The organism is Treponema sp. OMZ 305 (assembly GCF_024181325.1).
In the GTDB taxonomy this organism is placed as follows: domain Bacteria; phylum Spirochaetota; class Spirochaetia; order Treponematales; family Treponemataceae; genus Treponema.
This window is the reverse complement of record NZ_CP051300.1, coordinates 2,535,655-2,556,218: the sequence shown is the minus strand read 5'-3', so window position 1 is coordinate 2,556,218 and position 20,564 is coordinate 2,535,655. Positions and strand designations below refer to the sequence as shown.

Below are 20,564 nucleotides of genomic sequence, written 5' to 3'. Positions count from 1 at the left end.
AATATTCCGCAAGATGATGCGTTTGCCTTGAAAAAATTATGGACATAGAAGCTATCGAATTCCGTGCGGCTTGTTTACAGGCGGCGCGGAATTTTTTTATTACACATGGATATCTGGAGCTGGACACTCCGGCGCTCTCGTCGGCGCTCATCCCCGAAAGCTGTCTCGAAGTGTTCCGCACGGAATACCTTAAACCCTTTAAAACCGGCGAAGAAGCGGCAGCCCCGCTCTTTCTTGTCCCCTCTCCAGAAGTGTTCATCAAGCCGGTTATCGCCGCGCACGGCCGGTCGGTGTTTCAGCTTTCAAAGTGTTACCGCAACTGCGAATCCGTCGGGCATATTCATAGCCCCGAATTTACCATGCTGGAATACTACACCATGCAGGCGGATTACCGCGATTCCATCAAGATTACCGAAGCTTTTCTACAGACTATGGCGCAGGCAGTTGCGGGGATGCCGCTTGCCAACCCTGAATTGGGTGCGGTGCTTTCCAAACCGTTTTTGCAGCTGACCATGGACGAAGCCTTTAAACGATTCGCCGGTTTTTCCCTCGCAGAAGCGGAAACGCCGGAGCTTGCTTTCCATGCGGAACGGCTCGGTCTCGGCGGCAGGGCGCAGTATGAAGATTGGGCGTGGGATGATTTATACGAACTGCTCTTGGTGCACTGCATCGAGCCGCAGCTTCCGTCCGATGTGCCGGTTGCGCTGCTGGACTACCCCGCGCGGGTACCTTGCCTTGCACAGGAACGGACGGAACAGCGTACCGCCGCTGACGGGCGCCGTTTTATATGGAAGACAAAAGAGCGGTGGGAAGTGTATGTACGCGGAGTGGAGCTTGCAAACTGCTATACCGAAGCGCGGGATGCGGGAGAGATCAACCGTTCATTTGCAGATGAGGCTGCAATCAAAAATGCAACCGCGCGGGTACCGCATCCCGTACCGGATAACTTCGGCGGGATGTGCGCCCGCATGCCCCCTTGTTCGGGCGTCGCGATGGGCTTTGACCGCCTCATCATGCTGCTCGGCGGAAAAAAAACACTCGAACCGTTTTTATACAGCGGGATGTGGGGGGATCGCACTCTTAATTACTCAACACGATGTGAAGCTGCCGGTTTTTTATATCATACGCTGGATACTGCTCAATAGTTTTGACCGTTTTGAATATCATAAATTCGCTTGTATAAACCGCCTCGTTCCGGCAACTCGCGGTGTGTGCCCTGCTGGGTAATTTTTCCGTCTTCCAATACGATGATGATATCGGCATCTTTGACCGTAGCGATGTGGTGAGAAATGATGATCACCGTTTTATGTTTATTTTCATTTTTGAGCGCGGCTCTGATTGCCGCATCGGTTTCCATATCAACTGCAGAAAGTGAATCGTCAAAGATCAAGCTAGGCGCATCATTAATTAGCGATTTTAATCAAGCTCGGCTGTAGAGCTGCAGCAATCTGAGCAAGCAGTGCAAACATAAGCGCAAGCAGATATAAGAGACGGAATCCTTTTAAATACGAAAAGAGCCGAACAAAATTTTTCACGGCGTTTATTATAACAGGAGCATCCGTTGTATTCTATGCACCTTGCTCAAGAATAATGCATAATTTATAATCCTTAATTGTAAAACTATGAATTTCGCATTATGAATTTATTTTATGAGGTATTATATTAAATGCACAAAAAGTATGTTTTTTTAGATTCGGGAATAGGAGGCTTGCCGTACTTCCGGTATTTTCATAAAAAAGCGCCGCAAGCATCGGCTGCGTATGTGGCGGATTTGGAACATTTTCCCTATGGGGAAAAAACGCGTGAGGAAGTGATTAAGTATGCCCTCGGTGTTACGGAAAAAATAATAAACCGCTTGGATCCCGCAATGGTTATCGTGGTATGCAATACGATGTCAACCGCCGCCCTCGATGCACTGCGCAAACATTTTTCCATTCCCTTTGTCGGTACCGTACCGGCGGTAAAGGTCGCGGCGGAAGTAAGCGTTAATAAGCGTATCGGGATTATCGCCACGACGCGGACAATCAACGACCCGTATCTTGATAAGTTGATTGAATCATTTGCCGCCGATTGTACTATCGAAAGACGAGCGGATGCGGAACTGGTTGCAAAAATTGAAAACGGACTGATTACCGCTCCCGATGAAGAAAAACAAAAAGCGGTAGCGCCTGCAATCCGGCAATTTAAAGACGCCGGTGTCGACACGATTGTACTGGCGTGCACTCACTTTTTGCATCTTGCAGACACCTTTGCCGAATGCGCCGCTCCGGAAATAAAGGTTGTCGATTCCTTGCCCGGCGTCGTTTCCCATGCATTGGATGTGCTGCCTCCGCCGTCCGGTGGGGAAGCATCCCGCAACTGCTGCTATGTTACCGGCGAAATCACCGAGCGCATCGACCGGCTCTACCGCGGTTACTGTGAACTGTTTGACCTCGACTGGCAGGGATCGCTGTAATGCAGGGGCTGGTATTAAGCGGCGCAAATAATTTTTTTACCGTACGCACACCCGAAGGTAACGTAGTGCGTTGTTCCATTAAGGGAAAAAAACTGAAAGAAAGCCGCGGGTATTACAACCCCTTAGCGCCCGGCGATACGGTCGATATTGAATATGACGCCCTCAACCCCGACCAAGGACAAATTACGGCGCTTGTACCGCGGCGCAACGGTTTTATCCGCTGGAATCAGAAAACGCGCAGTCCGCAGCTCTTAGCGGCAAACATCGATTTGCTGCTCTGCGTTACCACCCCTGCCAATCCCCCCTTTCGTCCGCGCTTTACCGACCGCACATTGGTTCAAGCCGCCGCGGAAGGAATCTCTGCACTTATCATTGTGAACAAAATCGATTTGGGTATTCCGGAAGCGGTGCGGGAACGGATACGGGATTGGCAGCGCATCGGCATACAGGTATGCGAGGTCTCCGCAAAGACGGGGGAAGGACTTGAACCGTTCGCACGCCTCCTTTCGGGTAAAACCTGTGCCGTTACCGGACAGTCGGGAGTCGGAAAGTCGAGCTTACTGAATAGTCTTGACCCCAGCCTTGCGCTTAAAACCGCCGACATTTCGTTTAAGTACGACCGCGGTATCCATACGACAACGCAGGGCGTTTTTTTACCGATGACCTTTACCGCTGACGACGGAACCCGGCTGCCGTTCAATATCATCGACACCCCCGGTATCAGGCACTTTGCGCTGTGGGGCATTAAACCGGAAGAAGTCATCTTCTACTTTCCCGAAATGGAGGCAGCCGCAATACAGTGCGCTTTCGGGCTTTCCTGTTCACACATTCACGAGCGCGGCTGCCGCATCTTGGAAGAACTTGACGCAGGGCATATCCATCCCGACCGCTACGAAAGCTGGCGTTCCATGCGCGATGAACTGACGCTGCTCACCGCAGACGAATACTAGGTTACACGATACTTCTATGCAACTTTTTCACATTACAGTGCAAAGGTGATTCGTGTGGAGGAAAAATGAACAAGAAGATTTTTGAAAGCGATTTGTAAATCATGCATACAACACAGCATTGTATCTTTTAATAAATGATAGGCCCATAGAAACCGGCAACACCATCGACGGCATAACAGACGGTTCTGCACAGTCTGAACGATGGATATGCCGTTACGAAGAATCGCTTATCCCGCCGCGCTGTCTATCTTCATACTACTTTAGAGCGGATACTCTTTTATTAACTAATGCTATAAAGGCCTTTTTCATATCATCAGGTATTAAAGAATTACGGCACATTTCAATAAAAACAGGTGTCATAGATATCAATTGTCCTATCATTTTCTCTGCTGCAAGTTTCGCTATGCCGTAACCGGTTGCAAAGATAAGAAAATCTTTACGATGAATATTGTTTTTCTTTCCATTTATCGGCAGAGCAAATTCTTCTTTGTCTTCCGGCATAATGATATTGACCGGAAGCAAATCATATGCAGGGGAAAGATGATATACTCCCGAACCCGATTGCGTTTCAATCAAGGAAAAATTTTTCAAATGCATATCGGAATTTCCGATAATAAACGAAAACACGAGTCGATAAAATAGTTCGGTTATATCAAGACCGGGACGATAAGAGTATTTTTTAATAATATTCCCGCATCGTTCATAAGAGCCTTTATATTTATCTTGAGTCAATCTTAAATCAAGCTGACAAAAATCTTCCATAGCGATGAGCTTTACATTGGCATTTCTTGAAAAAACACGATCAATTCTTTTTGTAATATACGCATAAGAGTCTTTACTTTTTACAAGAGCGTGAGGAACGGTTACAATCTTAGCTTTATCTGCCATAGACATAGCAAGATGCTCAGATTCCGGCAACGCACGAAATTCTTTTACTTGAGGTTTCAAAATATATCCTGTAGGGTAATTCACAACAGTCAATCTGGGATACACGTCATTTGAAAGATGTAATGAAAGTTTTTTCTGAACACCCGGAATAGTATACCCTTTATTGGTGCTTTCTTTTGCTAGTTCTTCCAACACTGAGTCTGTTATTTCAATTTCCGGAATAACAGCTGTTGTGAAAAATTTTTTTATACATGTCTTATGCCAGCCGCTACTTTCATTATTGTCTTTTATCAGCTTTCCACAACACAGACAGTTCATATCTTTTCCTCACTTATGCTGACATTTCCGATAGGATCCTTACAAGCAACTAACAGCAAGGCAAATCTGTCTTTAGGGTCTATCTTCCAATTACGGCTTACAACCTCAAGAAGCCATCCTTCAGGAATCAGTCCATCAAAAAAGGAAAACAACGTTTTTGATGTATAGGGGTCTTTTCGAATCGGGAGCGTCAATGAAACTGGATAATTATCTCCTTGCGCCATATAGGTTTCATCATAAGAAAAAGAATATCCCTCATCGGTTTCGCACAACTTTCCGGCGAAGTTATTATATACATACACATATGCAGTTCTGAATATATTTTTCATTTATATGCTGCCGAAGTTAGACCTTCCGTAAAATTCAGCAGCCGAACAAAATATCAATTTTGGAGGATGCTGAATTGGTACGCGATAGCGTACATACAATCTGTGATGTTTGCGGTACGCAAACTCATCGGTTAACGAGGCAACCTTATTTGGTTGCCGAAGTTACACCTTTTTTACCCGGAACTGCTTCCATGCCGAACATCGCCAATGCAACATTCACTTTATCCATGCGTACGGTTTCTTTTCCTTGCTCCAATTCACGGACGAAACGAAGTCCAAGACCTGATCGAATCGCAAAATCTTCCTGTGTCAAACCGGCGGATTTTCTACTTGCTTTAATGAATTCCGCTATTCTATTCATATAAACATGGTCTCCTGTGAGGTTTTTGTACATATAATATACACCCTCTAGGGTATAATGTCAAAAGAAGAGTACGAAAACATACCCTATCGGGTGTATAATCACTTTTGAAATAAGTATCTATCCATATATTTCCAAAAGTGTCAGCCTCACTTGACAAATACCGGACTTCCTTTTAATATTAAATTATAATTCAGTATTGGTAGAATAGAAAGGAGAACGTTTTGAGCGTGCGGGCGGTATGCAGGTATTAAAAGAAGAAGTCAAAGCTAGGATTCTGACGGCTGCGGAAAAAGTATTTTATGAACAAGATTACAGAAGTGCAAAGCTGACGGATATTGCAGAACAGGCTGATATTCCCGTTGCGCTTATTTATACCTACTTCAAAAACAAAGAAGGCTTATTTGATGAAGTAGTCGCAGGCGTATTGGATAAAATCATTAAGATGATGGAAGATGAGGAAAAGATGGAAGCCGGAAGCCCCTATGAAAGATTTAATCGGGGCGGAGCATCTCAACTTCCCAAACTGTTAAAAAACAGAATTAAACTCATCATTTTAATAGACAAGAGCTCGGGAACGAAACATGAGAATGCAAAAGATATGTGGGTTAAACGGTTGGAACAGCATATAAAAGACGGTTTAAAAAGATATTCAAAAACCAAACACGATCCCATGCTTGCCCATATTTTGGCAAATAATTATGTTGAGGGACTTATGGAAATTGCACGGCACTATAAAAATGACAGATGGGCAGAAGATATGCTCTTTGTTCTTAACAAGTGCTATTTTAATGGAGTTGAATCATTGTAAGCTGTAATTACAGTAGTATAGAAGAGCATTTATTTTAGGAGCGTTCAACCGCTCCTCATTTTATCTGTCAATATTGAATAAATATTCAATATTATTCGGTTTTAAAGATAAACGAATATACATGCGCATTATAGATGTAGAGAGGAGTAGATATGACTGAAAAGGAATTGAAAAAACAGGTGACGGGTAAAACCTTTTTGTCCAATGTGCTGCTTGCACTTAAAATAGTGTTTGACTTACTACCGCAGGTTTTATTGGTACTGGTGATAAGCAGCCTATTTTCGGGAAAAGCGGAAAGTGAATATTTTAAAATGATTGCCGTAGGTATTTTCATCTCGTTTATGCTCAAGGCGTGTTGTAATTATCTTGCCGTAAAGACAGCTCATGACAGGGCTTTTAGTACATTGACGGAATTACGGCTTGCCATAATTGAACACCTCAAAAAATTGAACTTAGGCTTTTTTAAAAAGCATACTACCGGTGAGCTTACAAGCATCGTTGAACACGATGTAGAGCAAATTGAAATATATCTGGCGCATGGTCTTCCGGAAATTATGGCGGCAACTCTTCTTCCTGTTCTGGTTTTCATTGCAATGCTTTTTATAGATTACCGGCTCGCGTTAATAATGATTGCAGGGGTACCGCTCATGTTCCTTGTACAACAATTATCTGCAAAGACCATGCAAAAAAGATTTCAAATATATTTTGAACGAGAAATGCAGATGAGGGAAGACATGATGGAGTACGTAAAAAATATTGCCGTCATAAAAGCCTTTGCAAAAGAAGAGTGTTTTAGCGGTAGGACTTTGAATTCCGCACGCTCTTATGTGCAAGATGTAAAAAAGAGTATGGGTGCCGTTACGGGTCCGATGGTGCTTATCGATATTTTTATGGAAGCCGGAGCGGTATCGGTTATGATGTTAGGAAGTATACTGCTGTTACATAACAATATTTCTACCGCTCAGTTTATATTGTCCGTTATCTTATCTTCGGTATTTGTGTCGGCAATAAGTAAAACCGCAACGCTCCATCATTTTTCCATCGTGTTTACTGAAAAGCTCAAAAGCATAGCGGTGATTCTCTGTGCGCCTCTTGCAAAAGAAAAGATCAGCGAAAAACTGAAAACGGGAGATATAGAATGCAAGAACGCGTACATTTTAAGTATGAAAAAGACGGCTTTGCGTTAAAAGATATTACGGTACAGTGTAAAGAAAACACTTTAAATGCGCTTGTCGGACCGAGCGGCTGCGGTAAAAGCACGCTTGCGAATCTTATCATGGGTTTTTGGGATGTTGATTCAGGTGTGCTCACAATTTCGGGCAAAGATATTTCACACTATGATACGGACAGTATTTCCGCTCTTATCGGAAGTGTTCAGCAGGAAGTGATCCTTTTTAATATGAGCATCTTTGAAAATATCGCGATCGGCAAGGCAGGTGCTTCCGAATCGGAAGTGATAGAAGCCGCTCAAAAAGCACGATGTCATGATTTTATTTCCGCCCTGCCTCACGGCTACAACACAAGGGTCGGAGAGATGGGGGTAAAACTTTCGGGAGGAGAAAAGCAAAGAATATCCATTGCTCGGATGATTCTTAAAAATGCTCCAATTCTTATTTTAGATGAAGCGATGGCGGCGGTTGACAGCGAAAACGAAAAACTCATAAACGAGGCTATCGAGGAATTAAGAAAAAACAAAACGGTCATCACGATTGCGCATCACCTGAACACCGTACAAAACGCAGACAAAATAATCGTTATGGATAAAGGCCGTATACTGGACTTTGGCACACATGAAGAATTGATTTCGCGATGCACCTTTTATAAAGAAATGGTCGAAGCCCAAAACAAAGTAGACAATTGGCGGGTGGGGTAATTTGTAATGGGTGATGGGTAATTAGGCCGGTATCAATTAGCAATTAAATAAGAACAGAAATGTTCGAAAGCGCGAGAATTCGACAGTTCCTAAGTTTGATAATTTACTCACTGCCGAATTGAGGAGAAATTATGGCGGATAAACAAGTAGGAGCGGCGTATGTTTTTACGCTGGCTAAGGCGGAGCGAGGAAAATTGGCTGCGGGTATGGTACTTGCAGCGATCGGCTCGGTGTTGTCGTTGGTTCCGTACATTGCGGTGTACCGGATTTTGGAAATGATTATTGCTCGGTCGATGAGTGCGGAAGCGCTTTTACATTGGGCTGTTATGTGTGTTGCAGCAGCGGCGGTACAGGCAGTGTTGATGTCGATTGCGGGAATTTGTTCGCACACAGCGGCATTTAATACGATGCATACGGTAAAGATAAAAGTCTTGCAACATATCTCGTATCTGAATGCAGGCTTCTTTCAAAAAAATGCAGCGGGTAAAATCAAGACAACCCTGTTCGATGACATCGATAGAGTAGAAGCTTTCTTAGCGCACAGCACTTTGGAACTCACGCAGGCGGCGGTTGTTCCCCTTGCGATGTTTGTATTTATGCTGCATCTCCATTGGCTTATGGCATTGGTTATGCTCGTTCCTATGCTGCTCGGTATTGCCGTTCCGATGATGATGATAGCGGCAAGTAATTTTTCGGGATTGGCGAACGATTTTGCAAAGGATATGGAAGCCTTGAATGCATCGGCTACGGAATATATTTCTGCAATGCCGGTGATGAAGATGTACCGCGTAACAGCCGAAAAATTCCAACAGTATAAAACCGCTTTACAGACGTATACCGTTTGCTGGAAAAAGATGTGCACCGCTTCGTGTAATCCGCTTTCGGCAGCATCGGTTATCTTGGATTCGGCAATCTTATTCACTCTGCCGGCAGGAGGGTTCCTTTATTTAAGAGGCTCGCTGTCCGTTTCTTCTTTTTTGATTTTTATTCTTTTGACGGTGTGTTTTTATACATCGTTTTTAAATTCGGTTACGATTGCTATGCAGTCGATGGAACTCGGCGGCGGACTTGCAGCGGTTAAAAAAATTTTGGAAGAGCCGCAGATGAAAAGCGGAACAAAAACGCTTCCGCTAAACGGTCGTTATGATGTCCGGTTTGACGGTGTTTCATTTTCGTATGGAGAAGACGGACGGAACGCTTTAAATGATGTTTCGCTATGTGTAAAGGCGGGAACCGTCAACGCCTTTGTCGGAGCTTCCGGTGCAGGCAAGACAACAGCCGCCCAGCTTATCGGACGATATTGGGATAGCTCTGCGGGCACTATTTCTATCGGCGGTATTCCCGTTACGGAACTGCAAACGGAGAACCTTATGGCGCTTACCTCGTTTGTATTTCAAGATGTGTTTTTATTGGAAGACACGCTGCTCGAAAATATCCGCATGGGAAGTGACGCTTCTTTGGAGGAAGTACGCAAGGCAGCACAGGCAGCTCAAATTGACGATTTTATTATGAGTTTACCCGACGGTTATGAAACGAAAATCGGCACAGAGGGGGTAAAGGTTTCAGGCGGAGAGCGGCAGCGGATTTCTATTGCGCGTGCGTTAGTTAAAAATGCGCCTATCCTCATTTTTGATGAAGCAACTTCATATTCGGATATTCAAAATGAACATAAGATTCAAGTCGCATTGCAAAATTTGCTCAAAGGAAAAACGGTCATTATGATTGCGCACCGTCTGCACACGATAAAAAATGCGGATACTATTTTTGTCTTTGAAAAAGGCAGCATCGCTGAACAAGGTAGTCATACTGAACTGATGAATAAAAATGGTTTGTATGCACAGATGCAGCGCACGTACATATCCGCTCTCAACCACGGTAGTATAAATGTAAAGGAGAAAAACTGATATGTTAAAACTGATTGCACATATATTAAAAGAAAAACGGAAAGAATTAAGGCTGCCGATTATTTTAATGTCGCTTGATTCCGTGGGCGGTATGCTCTTATACATTATGCTCTATTTTACGGTGGTCGGATTAGTACGTAACACATTGACCGGAGAAATTATCATTACTTATTCGCTGATTTGTTTAGGAGCGGTGGTATTCCGTTTAATTATTTACCGCACGGGTTACTACCTCTGCTTTGCTCGCGGGGCGGAAGTATGTGCGCAAATGCGGCTCGATTTGGCAAATCACTATCGCGCGTTAAGCCTCGGCTATTTTAACCGGCACAGTTCAGGCGCTCTTTTGGAAACCCTTGTAAAAGATATTACCAATTTTGAACTGATCATTACGCATACGCTTCCCGCACTGGTAAAAACTGCGGTAACGGCGGCGCTGATTTTAATCGGTATGTATTGTATCGATGTTCCCTTGGCAATAGCGCAAACAATAACGCTCCTTGTGCTTGTTCCGTTTTTGCACTGGGGAAACAGCTTGGCGGAACATTTCGGAAATGAAAAGCATCGACTCACCGCTCGTATGATTTCCATTGTGCTGGAATACATTAAAGGAATAAAAGTGTTTAAGGCGTATAATCTAACCGGAGAAAAATTTGACAGAATGCTGCAGTCGTTGGAAACGGTAAGAAAAACCAATATCAAAGCGGAAATAAAACTTTCGCTGCCTGCTGCCGTCTATTTTATAGCAGCTCACTTTTTACTGCCGCTTGCTCTTTTATCTTCCGTATATATTCTGAAGAGCGGATCGGTCAGCCCCGAAAAACTCACCGCTTTTATGTTGATGAGCCTTGCGCTTTCGGGGGTATTGATTTCATTTGAACACGCATACGGTTTACTAAAAGGTTTAAAGCCCGCGGCGGAACATGTGCAAAAAGCGTATACGGCTCAACCCCTACCGTGCGTACAAACTGCCGGAACTTCAAAGATAAATACCGGCACAACGGCGCGGAAAACAGGGCGGGAACAAAGACAGCCTTTTGACGTTTCCTTTGAGGATGTTTCATTTTCTTATCGAGAACCGTTCCATACGTTTCAAAACCAAAGCGGTGAATCTAATACCGAACGGGAAACAGACGGTGCAAAACAAACAGCGGTATTGCATTCCATTTCTTTTGAGGCAAAGCAGGGAACGGTAACTGCTCTCATCGGCCCGTCAGGTTCAGGCAAAACCACGATTGCCAATTTAATAGCCCGCTTTTGGGATCCGCAAAAAGGTACGGTTAAAATCGGCGGAAAGGATATAAAAGAAACAGAACCCGATACGCTTTTGCAGTCCGTCAGTGCGGTATTTCAAGACAGCATTTTACTGTCGGACACCATTTACAATAATATTAAAATCGGAAAGCCCAATGCTTCGGAATCGGAGGTTATCGCTGCGGCACAGGCGGCTCAATGTCATGAGTTTATCAGCGAGTTGCCTGACGGATATAACACTATGCTTGCGGAAGGCGGGGCTGCTCTTTCAGGCGGCGAAAGACAGCGCATTGCTATTGCCCGTGCTCTTTTAAAAAATGCGCCCATCGTGCTTTTAGACGAATCGACCGCCTCACTCGATGCCGACAACGAATGGAAAATCAACGCCGCCTTGGATACGCTGATGCAGGATAAAACCGTCTTTGTCATCGCTCATCGACTGAACACCATTCGCAATGCGAATCAAATCATCGTATTGAAAAACGGCCGTATCGAAGAAAAAGGGACGCATACGGAACTTATGCAAAAGCGCGGCACCTACTTTGAGATGATACAAGAACAACAAAAAGCCGCCGGATGGGAAGTCGCGGGGGAATTAATTCCTAATTAACAATTGGATAAGAAGAGTGTTTATGTATAAAGAATTATTTGCATTTTTGAGTAAGCGGGGAAAAATCGATGTATGTATTTCTTCTCTGTTTTTTACCTTGTACGGATTGAGTTCTGTGGGGATGTTACTTACGGTGTTTGCGATTTTGTTTAAGATTGCTGCCGGGATTGATGTGCAGGGACTCTACGGGGCTTTTGCAACGCTGATAGGCTTGGTCGTTTTTAAGGGACTTTGCAATATGATTGCCGACTTAAAAAAGCACGGAGCCGGCTTTGATGTGGTGCAGCAAATACGGGAGCGGATGATTGTAAAATTAAAGCTGTTTAGTTTGGCCTTTTATACGAATGAACGGCTGGGAGAATTAAATACAATTCTTCATAAAGATGTGGACAATATGTCTATGGTGGTCGGTCATATGTTGCCGCGGATGTTCGGTGATTTTCTCATTGCTCTTGCGGTATTTATAGGTCTTTGCTTTATCAACCTTAAAGCAGCCCTTGTTATGGCCGCGTCGATTCCGCTTCCGCTTGCCTACCTTTTTTACACAATTAAGGGAGCACAAAAAACGGAGCATAACAATAATTCCGCTCTTGCCGATATGGTGAGTTTATTTGTTGAATATGTACGCGGTATTCCGGTGCTCAAAAGTTTTTCGCATAATAAAAGTCTGGATACTGAACTTTTTGAAAAGACAAAAAAATTCGGAGAAACAAGTAAGGCTGCTTCCCGTTTTAAGGCAAGCCAGCTTTCGGTCTTTTCGTTTTTAATCGATGCAGGGTATTTTGTTCTTTTCATTTATTCCGGTCTTGCCGCATTACGCGGAAGCATTGATGTGCTCAGTTTTATGATTATCGCAGTTATTTCAAAAGAATTTTATAAACCTTTTGCAGCTATGGAAACGCACTATATGTATTATGTGTCTGCCGTAGACAGCTATCACCGCTTGGGAAAAATTCTTCATGCCGAGGTAATAGCCGATAAAACGGACGGAGTTACTCCTGCACAAAACGATATTGTTTTTAAAGATGTAGAGTTTTCTTATGAAGAAGATGAGTTCAAAATGAATGGAGTAACTTTTTCCGTTCCGGAAAAAACGATGACCGCGCTTGTAGGAGAATCGGGAAGCGGTAAGACGACGGTTACGAATTTGCTGTTGCGGTTTTACGATGTGCAAGGCGGAAGTATTACGCTCGGCGGAATTGATATACGAGATATTCCCTACGATGAACTTTTGGATCGTATCAGCATTGTTATGCAAAATGTGCAGCTTTTCGATAACACCATCGAAGAAAATATCCGAGTAGGTAAAAAAGGGGCAACGAAAGAAGAAATCATCGAAGCTGCAAAAAAGGCAAAGATTCACGATTTTATTATGAGCTTGCCGAAAGGCTATGAAACGGATATAGGTGAAAACGGAGGTCTCTTATCCGGCGGGCAAAGACAGCGGATTTCCATTGCACGCGCCTTTTTAAAAGACGCTCCGATTTTAATCCTCGACGAGATGACCAGTAATGTCGATCCCGTAAACGAGTCTTTAATACAGGATGGTATTACAGAACTTGCAAAAAACAGAACGGTCATAGTGATCGCTCATCATTTAAGGACTATTCAAAGGGCAGATCAAATCCTTGTATTTCAAAAAGGCTGTCTTATCGAAAAAGGAAAACACGATGAACTTTTGGAAAAGGACGCTTACTATGCTCGGCTTTGGAAAGCACAATACGGGAGCGGAATGTGCTCTCGCTAAAAAATATTTCGTATAAAACAAGGACAGGTCTTCTCATTCTCGACAATATAAACCTCGAAATAAAAAAAGGAGAATTTGTTGTCATTACCGGAAAAAGCGGAAGCGGGAAGAGCACACTCGGCTCTGTTATCAACGGCCTTATCTCGCATAACTACGAAGGCTCTTTAACAGGAGACACTTATATAGGTGGAAAAGAGATCAATAATTTGGAGCTTTCACAGATAGGCAAGAAGGTAGGAACTGTATTCCAAGACCCGCGAAGTCAGTTTTTTATGACCGATCCTTTTAGTGAAGCGGCATTCGGCTGCAGCAATATGCTTTTGAACAAAGATGAGATAAAACAGCGCGTCACAAACAGCTTACGGATTTTCGGGATAGAACACTTAAAAGAAAAAAGTATTTTTAAACTATCCAGTGGAGAAAAACAGAAAGTGGCGATTGCATCGTGCTATGCTATGGATCCGGATGTCTATTTATTTGATGAACCTACTGCAAATTTAGATATACAGTCTATTTTTGATTTAAAAGACATTTTAAGAGAATTGAAAAATAATGGAAAAACCATAATCGTATTGGAACACAGATTGTTTTATCTTACAGAGTTATTGGATCGTATCATTGTGCTTAATGATGGAAAAATTGAAGGAGAATATTCATCCCAATCCCTCATAGATATACAGCGAAAACATCGGGATATTAGAAGCTTGTATTTGAATGATTTGGAAGTGGTCAACCACAATGAGCAAAAGATTATGAAAACTCCGATCTTGGAAGTTAAGAATCTTTCATACTTTCATTCAAAAAAAGAAAATACCGGTATCTTAAAAGACATATCAATTACTGCATTCGGTAATGAGATTATAGGAATTATAGGTGAGAACGGAGTCGGCAAAACAACTTTTGCCGGAATTTGTGCGGGTTTATTAAAGGAAACAAGCGGCACTGTCTTTATCCAAGGTAAAAAATATGTCTATAAAAAAAGATTAGGGAAGGTCTATTTTGTTATGCAAGATTCCGATTTTCAGCTTTTTGCGGAAAGTGTAAATAAAGAACTCAGTATTGGAAAATCCGGTGCAATGCTTACAGACGAAGAAAAAGCCGCTATTTTGTCAAGGTTTGAAATTCTTGATTTTAAGGATAGACATCCGATGACGCTATCAAGAGGTCAGAAACAAATATTGACTATTGCAACTGCGGTAAGCAGCGAAAGTAACGTAATATTTTTTGACGAGCCTACGAGCGGCTTAGATAAAAACTCAATGGACTTAGTATCAAAACGCATTTTGAAAATTTCCGATACCGATAAAACTTTTTTTATAATCTCGCATGATTATGAATTTTTATTATCCGTTTGTAATCGAATTGTTTATTTCCAAGATGGAAGTATACAAGCTGATTTTAAGCTCAATAATGATACTAAGAAGAAACTTTGGGAACTTTTAAGTAAAGGTAGGTGATGAAAATGAATGTAAAAAAAGAGTTGGATCCAAGAACGGTACTCGGCATTGTATTTATTTTTATCTCGTTCGGTCTTGCCGTCAATAAGCCTCTCCCCTCACATGTTTTACTTATTATTTGTAATTTCTATTTATGGGATGTACTCGCTTATCGTGAATCCGTTTTATATAGCGGAATGTATAGTATCATTGCCGTGTCGATGTTTTATATTCATTATATTCCGAATTCGACAATTGCTCTCATGATTGTATCTTTAAGTTATTTTATTCAAAAATTCGTTATTGCGGTTATGATGATTATATTCTTGAAAAAGAAAACTTCCATGCCCTCTATTATATCGGCTATGCAGACGATGAAATTTCCAAACATAATAGCAATTCCCTTAATCGTTGTATTTAGGTATCTCCCGTCCTTAAAAGAAGATTACGGCTGTTTAAAAGACAGTTTAAAAATAAGAGGAATTTCTATTTCGGGCTTACGGTTTTTAATTCATCCCATTCGTTCTTTAGAACTTATAATTGTTCCGATTTTATTTAGAAGTCTTCGCATAGCTGAGGAACTTTCCACATCGGTTTTGCTGAGAGGAATTGAAAATTATAAAAACAGAACAAATATCTATCCGCTCAAATTTACGAAAACGGATTTTGTATACGGATTATGTACGGCTATTGCTGTGGGCGCGGTATCGTACTTACAGTTTAGTAATAGGGTGGAGTTTATGTTTTAATGCGACAAGGATTGAAGGGGTGCCCCGTCGATTTCTGTACATCCATGTACAAAAATCAACTGCGAGTTTTGTACAAAAACTCGATACTGTTCAAACCAACCGCCATCCGTGGCGGGGCTGTTCCGCAGGAATGGAGCGATAGCGGAACCCCGAAAAGCCTGTTTTTTGCGATGTGTCGCAAAAAGTCGCCCTAAAAATATAATATGATAAAACAAAATATTCAAAGCAAATATAAATGTAAGGAGAATGTCATGGAAACAAAGACAAACAAATTGAATGCACGGGATTTTATTTTTATCGGAATCTTCGCTGCGGTTGCATTATTGATTTTCTTTATTACGGGAGCACTCGCTGCATTAACACTTTTCGGAACGATAGCCAATATCCCGATTACGCTGTTTTTTGTATCGATAGCATTTATGCTGGCGGCATCAAAGGTAAGAAAAACGGGCATCTTTTTTATTATGGGAACAATCATTGTGTTACCGGGATTTATGGCAGCAAACGGAATAGGCGTCGGCCTTTCAATTATCGGCTGGTTCATTGCGGAGACTCTTGCGTCAACGATGAAGTACAAAGATAAAAAAGCAATTATTCTGTCCTATGTGTTGGGCTCCACATTGCAGACAGCCTTGTTCACCCTGCCTATGTATCTTTCGCATGGAGAATACTTTGTGCAAAGAAAGGAGATTTTACATTTAACGGATGAAGCTTTACAACAGTATTTGCACGTTGTAGGCTCATGGCAGATGTACGGTTCTATGATTGCATTGACGGTTATAACAAGTTTCGCGGGAGCGTGGCTTTCTATGCGGATATTAAAAAAGCATTTTAAAAAAGCGGGAGTGATATAGCGGCATTTCAATTTATATTCAAATCCGCCGTATATTCATTTTTTTTAGACTGTGCTACGATAAGTCATCATGCTGAAGACTTTATCAAAAAGCCTGCGGGAATATAAACGGACATCCGTTATCGCAGTGCTGCTGACAATTACGGAGGTGGTGTTTGAAATTATCATCCCCTCCTGTATGGCGTATCTCATTGATTTTGGAATTGAAGCCGGTGCAATGCAAACGGTGTTCAAGTACGGGGCGGCGCTTTTGGTCTTTGCGCTTATTCAATTACTGACGGGGGTGTTTTCGTCGGTTACCGCAGCAAAGGCATCGGCGGGTTTTGCAGCAAATCTGCGGCAGGATATGTACGGCAACGTGCAGACTTTTTCTTTTTCCAACATCGATAAATTTTCACCTTCTTCCATCATAACGCGGCTTACCACCGATGTAACAAACGTGCTCAACTCCTATCAGATGCTGGTAAAACTTGCCGTGCGCGCACCCGGGATGATGATCTTTGCGATGATTGCATCGTTTAGAATCAGTGTGAACATTTCCCTCATCTTTCTCTGTATGATTCCGCTTTTGGGACTCGGTATCTTTTTGATTATCCGGAAGGTGCACCCGATATTCAGAACTGTTTTTAAAACCTACGATAAACTCAACAATGTGGTGCAGGAAAACATACGCGGTGTCCGGGCGGTAAAATCCTTTAACCGGCAACAGTACGAAATTACCAAGTTTGAAAACATTTCCGAATCGATTTACAAGGGCTTTTCAAAAGGGGAGCGGTATATTACGCTGATGATGCCGATGGCGCAGCTGTGTATTTATACCTGTATGATTTTGATTTCGTGGTTCGGTGCAAAGGAGATTGTTGCGAGCGGGAACAATGCGACGCAAGGGCTCACTACCGGATCGCTGATGGCGCTGTTTTCGTATGCCTCTCAAATTATGATGAGCTTGATGATGTTTTCGATGGTCTTTGTGATGATCACCATTTCCCGCTCATCTGCGGAACGCATTGCCGAAGTTTTGAACGAACGGCCGGATATTAAAAATCCCGAGCATCCGGTGATGGCGGTAAAAAACGGCGACATTCAATTTGCCCATGCCGACTTTATGTATACCGCCGGTGCTGATAAAAAAGTCATCGATGATGCAAACATAAGTATCCGGTCGGGAGAGACGGTTGGAATTATCGGCGGTACGGGTTCTTCCAAGACCTCTTTTGTGCAGCTGATACCCCGCTTGTACGATGTTACCGCAGGTTCGGTCAGCGTCGGCGGGGTGAACGTAAAAGACTACGACATAAAAACGCTGCGGGATGCGGTGGCGATGGTGTTGCAGAAAAACGAATTGTTCGCCGGTACGGTAAAGAGTAATTTGCAGTGGGGGAATGAACATGCAAGCGATGCCGACATTGCCGAAGCGTGCCGCCTTGCCTGCGCTGCCGAATTTGTGGAAGCAATGCCGGATGGGTATAACTCCCGTATCGAGCAGGGAGGCGCTAATGTTTCCGGCGGACAAAAACAGCGGCTCTGTATTGCGCGGGCGCTGCTCAAAAAACCTAAAATTTTAATCCTGGATGATTCAACCAGTGCGGTAGACACCAAAACGGATGCGCTGATTCAAAAATCATTTAAAGACTTCTTACCCGACACAACAAAGATCATTATTGCACAGCGGATTTCTTCCGTACAACATGCGGATAAAATCCTCGTGTTCGACAATGGTGCAATTACTGCGGTTGGCACACATGATGAATTGCTGCATACAAGCGCCATCTATAAAGAAGTCTTTGAAACGCAACAAAAAGGAACTGACGGAAAAATCGGAGGTTTCGATGCATAATATGAAACCTGCTAATGGTGCAAAATCGGCAACAAGCCCAACCGCAAAACCGGAAATGAAGCTTTCCATGCCTGCCGTCAAACGGCTGCTTTCTTATCAGAAACAATACAGGGGCATCCTTGCGGTTGTGACGGTCTGTATTTTATTAAGCGCAGGCGCAACCGCCGCTGCCTCTCTATTTCTGCAGGTATTGATTGATCAGTATATTATGCCGCTGCTTGCGCAAAGTACTCCGGTGTTTACCGGACTGCTACGGGTGCTCATCGTTATGGCGGCGGTGTACGGCACCGGTGTCCTCTGTTCATGGATTTACAGCCGTTTGATGATCAATGTGGCGCAGCGGACGCTCAAACGGATCCGCGATGAGATGTTCGCAAAGATGCAGCGCCTGCCGATCCGGTATTTCGACACGCACACGCACGGTGATATTATGAGCCGCTACACCAACGACACCGACACGCTCCGGCAGATGATTACGCAGTCAATGCCGCAGTTTGTTTCTTCCGTGTGTACGATTATCGCCGTGTTCTGTGCAATGCTGTATCAGAGTGTGTACTTGACGGTCATCGTTGTCGCTTCCATCTTTTCTATTTTGAAAGTGATTAAGTTTGTCGCAAAAAAGAGCGGCTTCTATTTTGTCCGGCAGCAAGATACGCTCGGACAGCTCAACGGCTATGTTGAAGAGATGATAAACGGACAGAAAGTGATTAAAGTGTTCTGCCGGGAAGAAGTGGTAAAAGCTGAGTTTAAAGAAAAGAATGCCGCATGGCAGGAAAGTGCCGCAAAAGCAAATGCGTATGCAAATATCATCATGCCCTTTATGAATGCGCTGGGATATTTTCAGTATGTGATTGTTGCGCTTGTCGGTGCATGGTTTGCTATTGCAAAAATTCCCAATCCGACTATCGCCGGCATCAATACGCTGACGCTCGGCACCATCGCTTCATTTTTAACGCTGTCACGGAGCTTTACCAATCCTATTTCTCAGCTATCCAATCAGCTCAATTCAGTAATCGATGCGGTTGCAGGAGCCTCGCGGATTTTTGCGCTGATGGACGAATCGCCGGAGGAAGATGCCGGTACCGTTACGCTTGTCAACGCACGGGAAGAAGCAGGCGCCTTGTCCGAAGCAGCTGAACGCACGGGTGTATGGGCGTGGAAGGAAATACGTGAAGACGGCGCGGTTTCTTTAACCCGGCTGACGGGCAAGGTTATTTTTGAACATGTCGATTTCGGTTATAGCCTTGAGAAAAACGTTCTGAAGGACATAAATCTTTTTGCGGAGCGCGGACAAAAGGTTGCATTTGTCGGCGCGACAGGTGCGGGTAAAACAACGATTACCAATTTGATCAATCGCTTCTACGATATTAACAGCGGGACTATTACCTACGACGGCATACCGATTACCCGCATTAAGAAAGCAGACCTGCGGCGTTCGCTCGGTATCGTATTGCAAGAGGTGAATTTATTTACCGGCACTATTATGGAAAACATCCGCTTCGGCAACTTGGATGCAACCGACGAACAGTGTATCGCAGCGGCAAAACTTGCCAATGCTCACAACTTTATTACGATGCTGCCCCACGGATATGACACGGTTATTGAAGGCAACAAAAACTCCCTTTCGCAAGGACAGCGGCAGCTCTTATCCATCGCCCGCGCCGCAGTCTCCGACCCGCCCGTTATGATATTGGATGAAGCGACCTCTTCAATCGACACAAGAACCGAAGCGCTCATCCAAAAAGGTATGGATAGGCTGATGGAAGGCAGAACCGTTTTCGTCATCGCCCACCGCCTTTCCACCATCATGAACTCCGACGTTATCATGGTATTGGATCACGGCGAAATTATCGAACGCGGCACACATGAAAGCCTTATTGCCAAAAAGGGACGGTATTATCAACTGTATACGGGCGCCTTAGACTTTGACAAATAGGCGGGCATCTACTTCGTTGCTCGTTCAGCAAAGTACGTCCGTGTACTTCGCTGAACACAAGTTTGACCGGTGTCAAACTTGTTTCTTCTTAATACGCGCGGCATCCGTGCCGCTTCTGAAGATCCTCAACGTATCAGAACGGACAGGGATGTCCGTGGTTCTACGTAGCAGCGATGTTTTTTGCCTTGCAAAAAACTCGCGTTCAAAAATTGACAAGGAAGTCAATTTTTGAACTTGGCATGGATGTGCTTGGAAA

At 43.6% G+C, this 20,564-nt stretch carries 16 protein-coding genes and 2 pseudogenes; 14 read left to right on the top strand and 4 right to left on the bottom strand.

Translation table 11 applies throughout. The features are described from left to right. Positions 1–38 precede the first annotated feature (38 nt). A complete protein-coding gene (locus ABK01_RS11335; protein WP_253675715.1) occupies positions 39–1,145 on the top strand; it encodes an amino acid--tRNA ligase-related protein in 1,107 nt (368 codons plus the stop codon). Here the strand turns inward: ABK01_RS11335 and ABK01_RS11330 are convergent. After that, on the bottom strand, positions 1,139–1,357 hold the full coding sequence (locus ABK01_RS11330; RefSeq protein ID WP_253675714.1) for a hypothetical protein: 219 nt from the start codon (positions 1,355–1,357) through the stop codon (positions 1,139–1,141). The genes ABK01_RS11335 and ABK01_RS11330 overlap by 7 nt on opposite strands. A 309-nt stretch (positions 1,358–1,666) precedes the next feature. Between ABK01_RS11330 and murI the strand changes: the two genes are divergently transcribed. From murI to ABK01_RS11315, 3 genes and pseudogenes are all read left to right on the top strand, one after another. Continuing rightward, the gene (gene murI, locus ABK01_RS11325) at positions 1,667–2,455 is read left to right on the top strand and encodes a glutamate racemase (RefSeq protein WP_253675713.1); all 789 of its coding nucleotides are present in this window, start codon (positions 1,667–1,669) and stop codon (positions 2,453–2,455) included. Beyond that, positions 2,455–3,405, top strand: a complete 951-nt coding sequence (rsgA, locus tag ABK01_RS11320; RefSeq protein ID WP_212565506.1) for a ribosome small subunit-dependent GTPase A — start codon at positions 2,455–2,457, stop codon at positions 3,403–3,405. The genes murI and rsgA overlap by 1 nt, the downstream gene beginning before the upstream one ends. Positions 3,406–3,523: 118 nt before the next feature. After that, a pseudogene (locus ABK01_RS11315) lies at positions 3,524–3,586 on the top strand (hypothetical protein); the annotation flags it as partial. Positions 3,587–3,660: 74 nt separating this feature from the next. Here ABK01_RS11315 and ABK01_RS11310 read toward each other — a convergent pair. The 3 genes from ABK01_RS11310 to ABK01_RS11300 form a co-directional block, all read right to left on the bottom strand. Then, positions 3,661–4,611 carry a HipA domain-containing protein gene (locus tag ABK01_RS11310; RefSeq protein ID WP_212565505.1) on the bottom strand — a complete coding sequence of 317 codons (951 nt, stop codon included), beginning with the start codon at positions 4,609–4,611 and terminating at the stop codon, positions 3,661–3,663. Continuing rightward, complete coding sequence (locus ABK01_RS11305) at positions 4,608–4,940, bottom strand: HipA N-terminal domain-containing protein (protein WP_253675712.1); 333 nt, start codon at positions 4,938–4,940, stop codon at positions 4,608–4,610. Before ABK01_RS11305 ends, ABK01_RS11310 begins: the two co-directional genes overlap by 4 nt. Before the next feature lie 145 nt (positions 4,941–5,085). Beyond that, positions 5,086–5,301: a helix-turn-helix domain-containing protein gene (locus tag ABK01_RS11300; RefSeq protein WP_212565504.1), complete on the bottom strand. Its 216-nt coding sequence runs from the start codon at positions 5,299–5,301 to the stop codon at positions 5,086–5,088. Positions 5,302–5,542: 241 nt separating this feature from the next. On the opposite strand from ABK01_RS11300, the gene ABK01_RS11295 reads away from it, so the two are divergent. The 10 genes and pseudogenes from ABK01_RS11295 (at position 5,543) to ABK01_RS11250 (ending at position 20,308) form a co-directional block, all read left to right on the top strand. Next, entirely contained in the window at positions 5,543–6,112 is a 570-nt protein-coding gene (locus ABK01_RS11295; protein WP_253675710.1) for a TetR/AcrR family transcriptional regulator, read from the top strand. A gap of 152 nt (positions 6,113–6,264) precedes the next feature. Further along, a pseudogene (locus ABK01_RS11290) lies at positions 6,265–7,985 on the top strand (ABC transporter ATP-binding protein). 131 nt (positions 7,986–8,116) lie between these two features. After that, the gene (locus ABK01_RS11285; protein WP_253675709.1) at positions 8,117–9,889 is read left to right on the top strand and encodes an ABC transporter ATP-binding protein; all 1,773 of its coding nucleotides are present in this window, start codon (positions 8,117–8,119) and stop codon (positions 9,887–9,889) included. A gap of 1 nt (position 9,890) precedes the next feature. Then, on the top strand, positions 9,891–11,750 hold the full coding sequence (locus tag ABK01_RS11280; RefSeq protein ID WP_253675708.1) for an ABC transporter ATP-binding protein: 1,860 nt from the start codon (positions 9,891–9,893) through the stop codon (positions 11,748–11,750). A 22-nt stretch (positions 11,751–11,772) separates the two neighbouring features. Further along, positions 11,773–13,497 carry an ABC transporter ATP-binding protein gene (locus ABK01_RS11275; protein ID WP_253675707.1) on the top strand — a complete coding sequence of 575 codons (1,725 nt, stop codon included), beginning with the start codon at positions 11,773–11,775 and terminating at the stop codon, positions 13,495–13,497. Further along, positions 13,485–14,954: an ABC transporter ATP-binding protein gene (locus tag ABK01_RS11270; RefSeq protein WP_253675705.1), complete on the top strand. Its 1,470-nt coding sequence runs from the start codon at positions 13,485–13,487 to the stop codon at positions 14,952–14,954. Before ABK01_RS11275 ends, ABK01_RS11270 begins: the two co-directional genes overlap by 13 nt. 5 nt (positions 14,955–14,959) lie before the next feature. Next, positions 14,960–15,682 carry an energy-coupling factor transporter transmembrane component T family protein gene (locus tag ABK01_RS11265; RefSeq protein ID WP_253675704.1) on the top strand — a complete coding sequence of 241 codons (723 nt, stop codon included), beginning with the start codon at positions 14,960–14,962 and terminating at the stop codon, positions 15,680–15,682. Between the two features lie 251 nt (positions 15,683–15,933). Beyond that, positions 15,934–16,536 (top strand): MptD family putative ECF transporter S component, encoded by a 603-nt coding sequence (locus ABK01_RS11260; RefSeq protein ID WP_253675702.1) that lies wholly within the window; start codon positions 15,934–15,936, stop codon positions 16,534–16,536. 69 nt (positions 16,537–16,605) lie between these two features. Further along, positions 16,606–18,372 carry an ABC transporter ATP-binding protein gene (locus tag ABK01_RS11255; RefSeq protein ID WP_253675700.1) on the top strand — a complete coding sequence of 589 codons (1,767 nt, stop codon included), beginning with the start codon at positions 16,606–16,608 and terminating at the stop codon, positions 18,370–18,372. Next, positions 18,365–20,308, top strand: coding sequence for an ABC transporter ATP-binding protein (locus ABK01_RS11250; RefSeq protein WP_253675699.1), 1,944 nt, complete (start codon positions 18,365–18,367; stop codon positions 20,306–20,308). Before ABK01_RS11255 ends, ABK01_RS11250 begins: the two co-directional genes overlap by 8 nt. Positions 20,309–20,564: the final 256 nt, after the last annotated feature.

What these genes read in the sequence shown, in the direction of transcription:
- ABK01_RS11335 (WP_253675715.1), top strand. Translation starts at nt 39, where the DNA reads ATGGACATAGAAGCTATCGAATTCCGTGCGGCTTGTTTACAGGCGGCG.
- ABK01_RS11330 (WP_253675714.1), bottom strand. Translation starts at nt 1,357, where the DNA reads ATGGAAACCGATGCGGCAATCAGAGCCGCGCTCAAAAATGAAAATAAA.
- murI (WP_253675713.1), top strand. Translation starts at nt 1,667, where the DNA reads ATGCACAAAAAGTATGTTTTTTTAGATTCGGGAATAGGAGGCTTGCCG.
- rsgA (WP_212565506.1), top strand. Translation starts at nt 2,455, where the DNA reads ATGCAGGGGCTGGTATTAAGCGGCGCAAATAATTTTTTTACCGTACGC.
- ABK01_RS11310 (WP_212565505.1), bottom strand. Translation starts at nt 4,611, where the DNA reads ATGAACTGTCTGTGTTGTGGAAAGCTGATAAAAGACAATAATGAAAGT.
- ABK01_RS11305 (WP_253675712.1), bottom strand. Translation starts at nt 4,940, where the DNA reads ATGAAAAATATATTCAGAACTGCATATGTGTATGTATATAATAACTTC.
- ABK01_RS11300 (WP_212565504.1), bottom strand. Translation starts at nt 5,301, where the DNA reads ATGAATAGAATAGCGGAATTCATTAAAGCAAGTAGAAAATCCGCCGGT.
- ABK01_RS11295 (WP_253675710.1), top strand. Translation starts at nt 5,543, where the DNA reads ATGCAGGTATTAAAAGAAGAAGTCAAAGCTAGGATTCTGACGGCTGCG.
- ABK01_RS11285 (WP_253675709.1), top strand. Translation starts at nt 8,117, where the DNA reads ATGGCGGATAAACAAGTAGGAGCGGCGTATGTTTTTACGCTGGCTAAG.
- ABK01_RS11280 (WP_253675708.1), top strand. Translation starts at nt 9,891, where the DNA reads ATGTTAAAACTGATTGCACATATATTAAAAGAAAAACGGAAAGAATTA.
- ABK01_RS11275 (WP_253675707.1), top strand. Translation starts at nt 11,773, where the DNA reads ATGTATAAAGAATTATTTGCATTTTTGAGTAAGCGGGGAAAAATCGAT.
- ABK01_RS11265 (WP_253675704.1), top strand. Translation starts at nt 14,960, where the DNA reads ATGAATGTAAAAAAAGAGTTGGATCCAAGAACGGTACTCGGCATTGTA.
- ABK01_RS11260 (WP_253675702.1), top strand. Translation starts at nt 15,934, where the DNA reads ATGGAAACAAAGACAAACAAATTGAATGCACGGGATTTTATTTTTATC.
- ABK01_RS11255 (WP_253675700.1), top strand. Translation starts at nt 16,606, where the DNA reads ATGCTGAAGACTTTATCAAAAAGCCTGCGGGAATATAAACGGACATCC.
- ABK01_RS11250 (WP_253675699.1), top strand. Translation starts at nt 18,365, where the DNA reads ATGCATAATATGAAACCTGCTAATGGTGCAAAATCGGCAACAAGCCCA.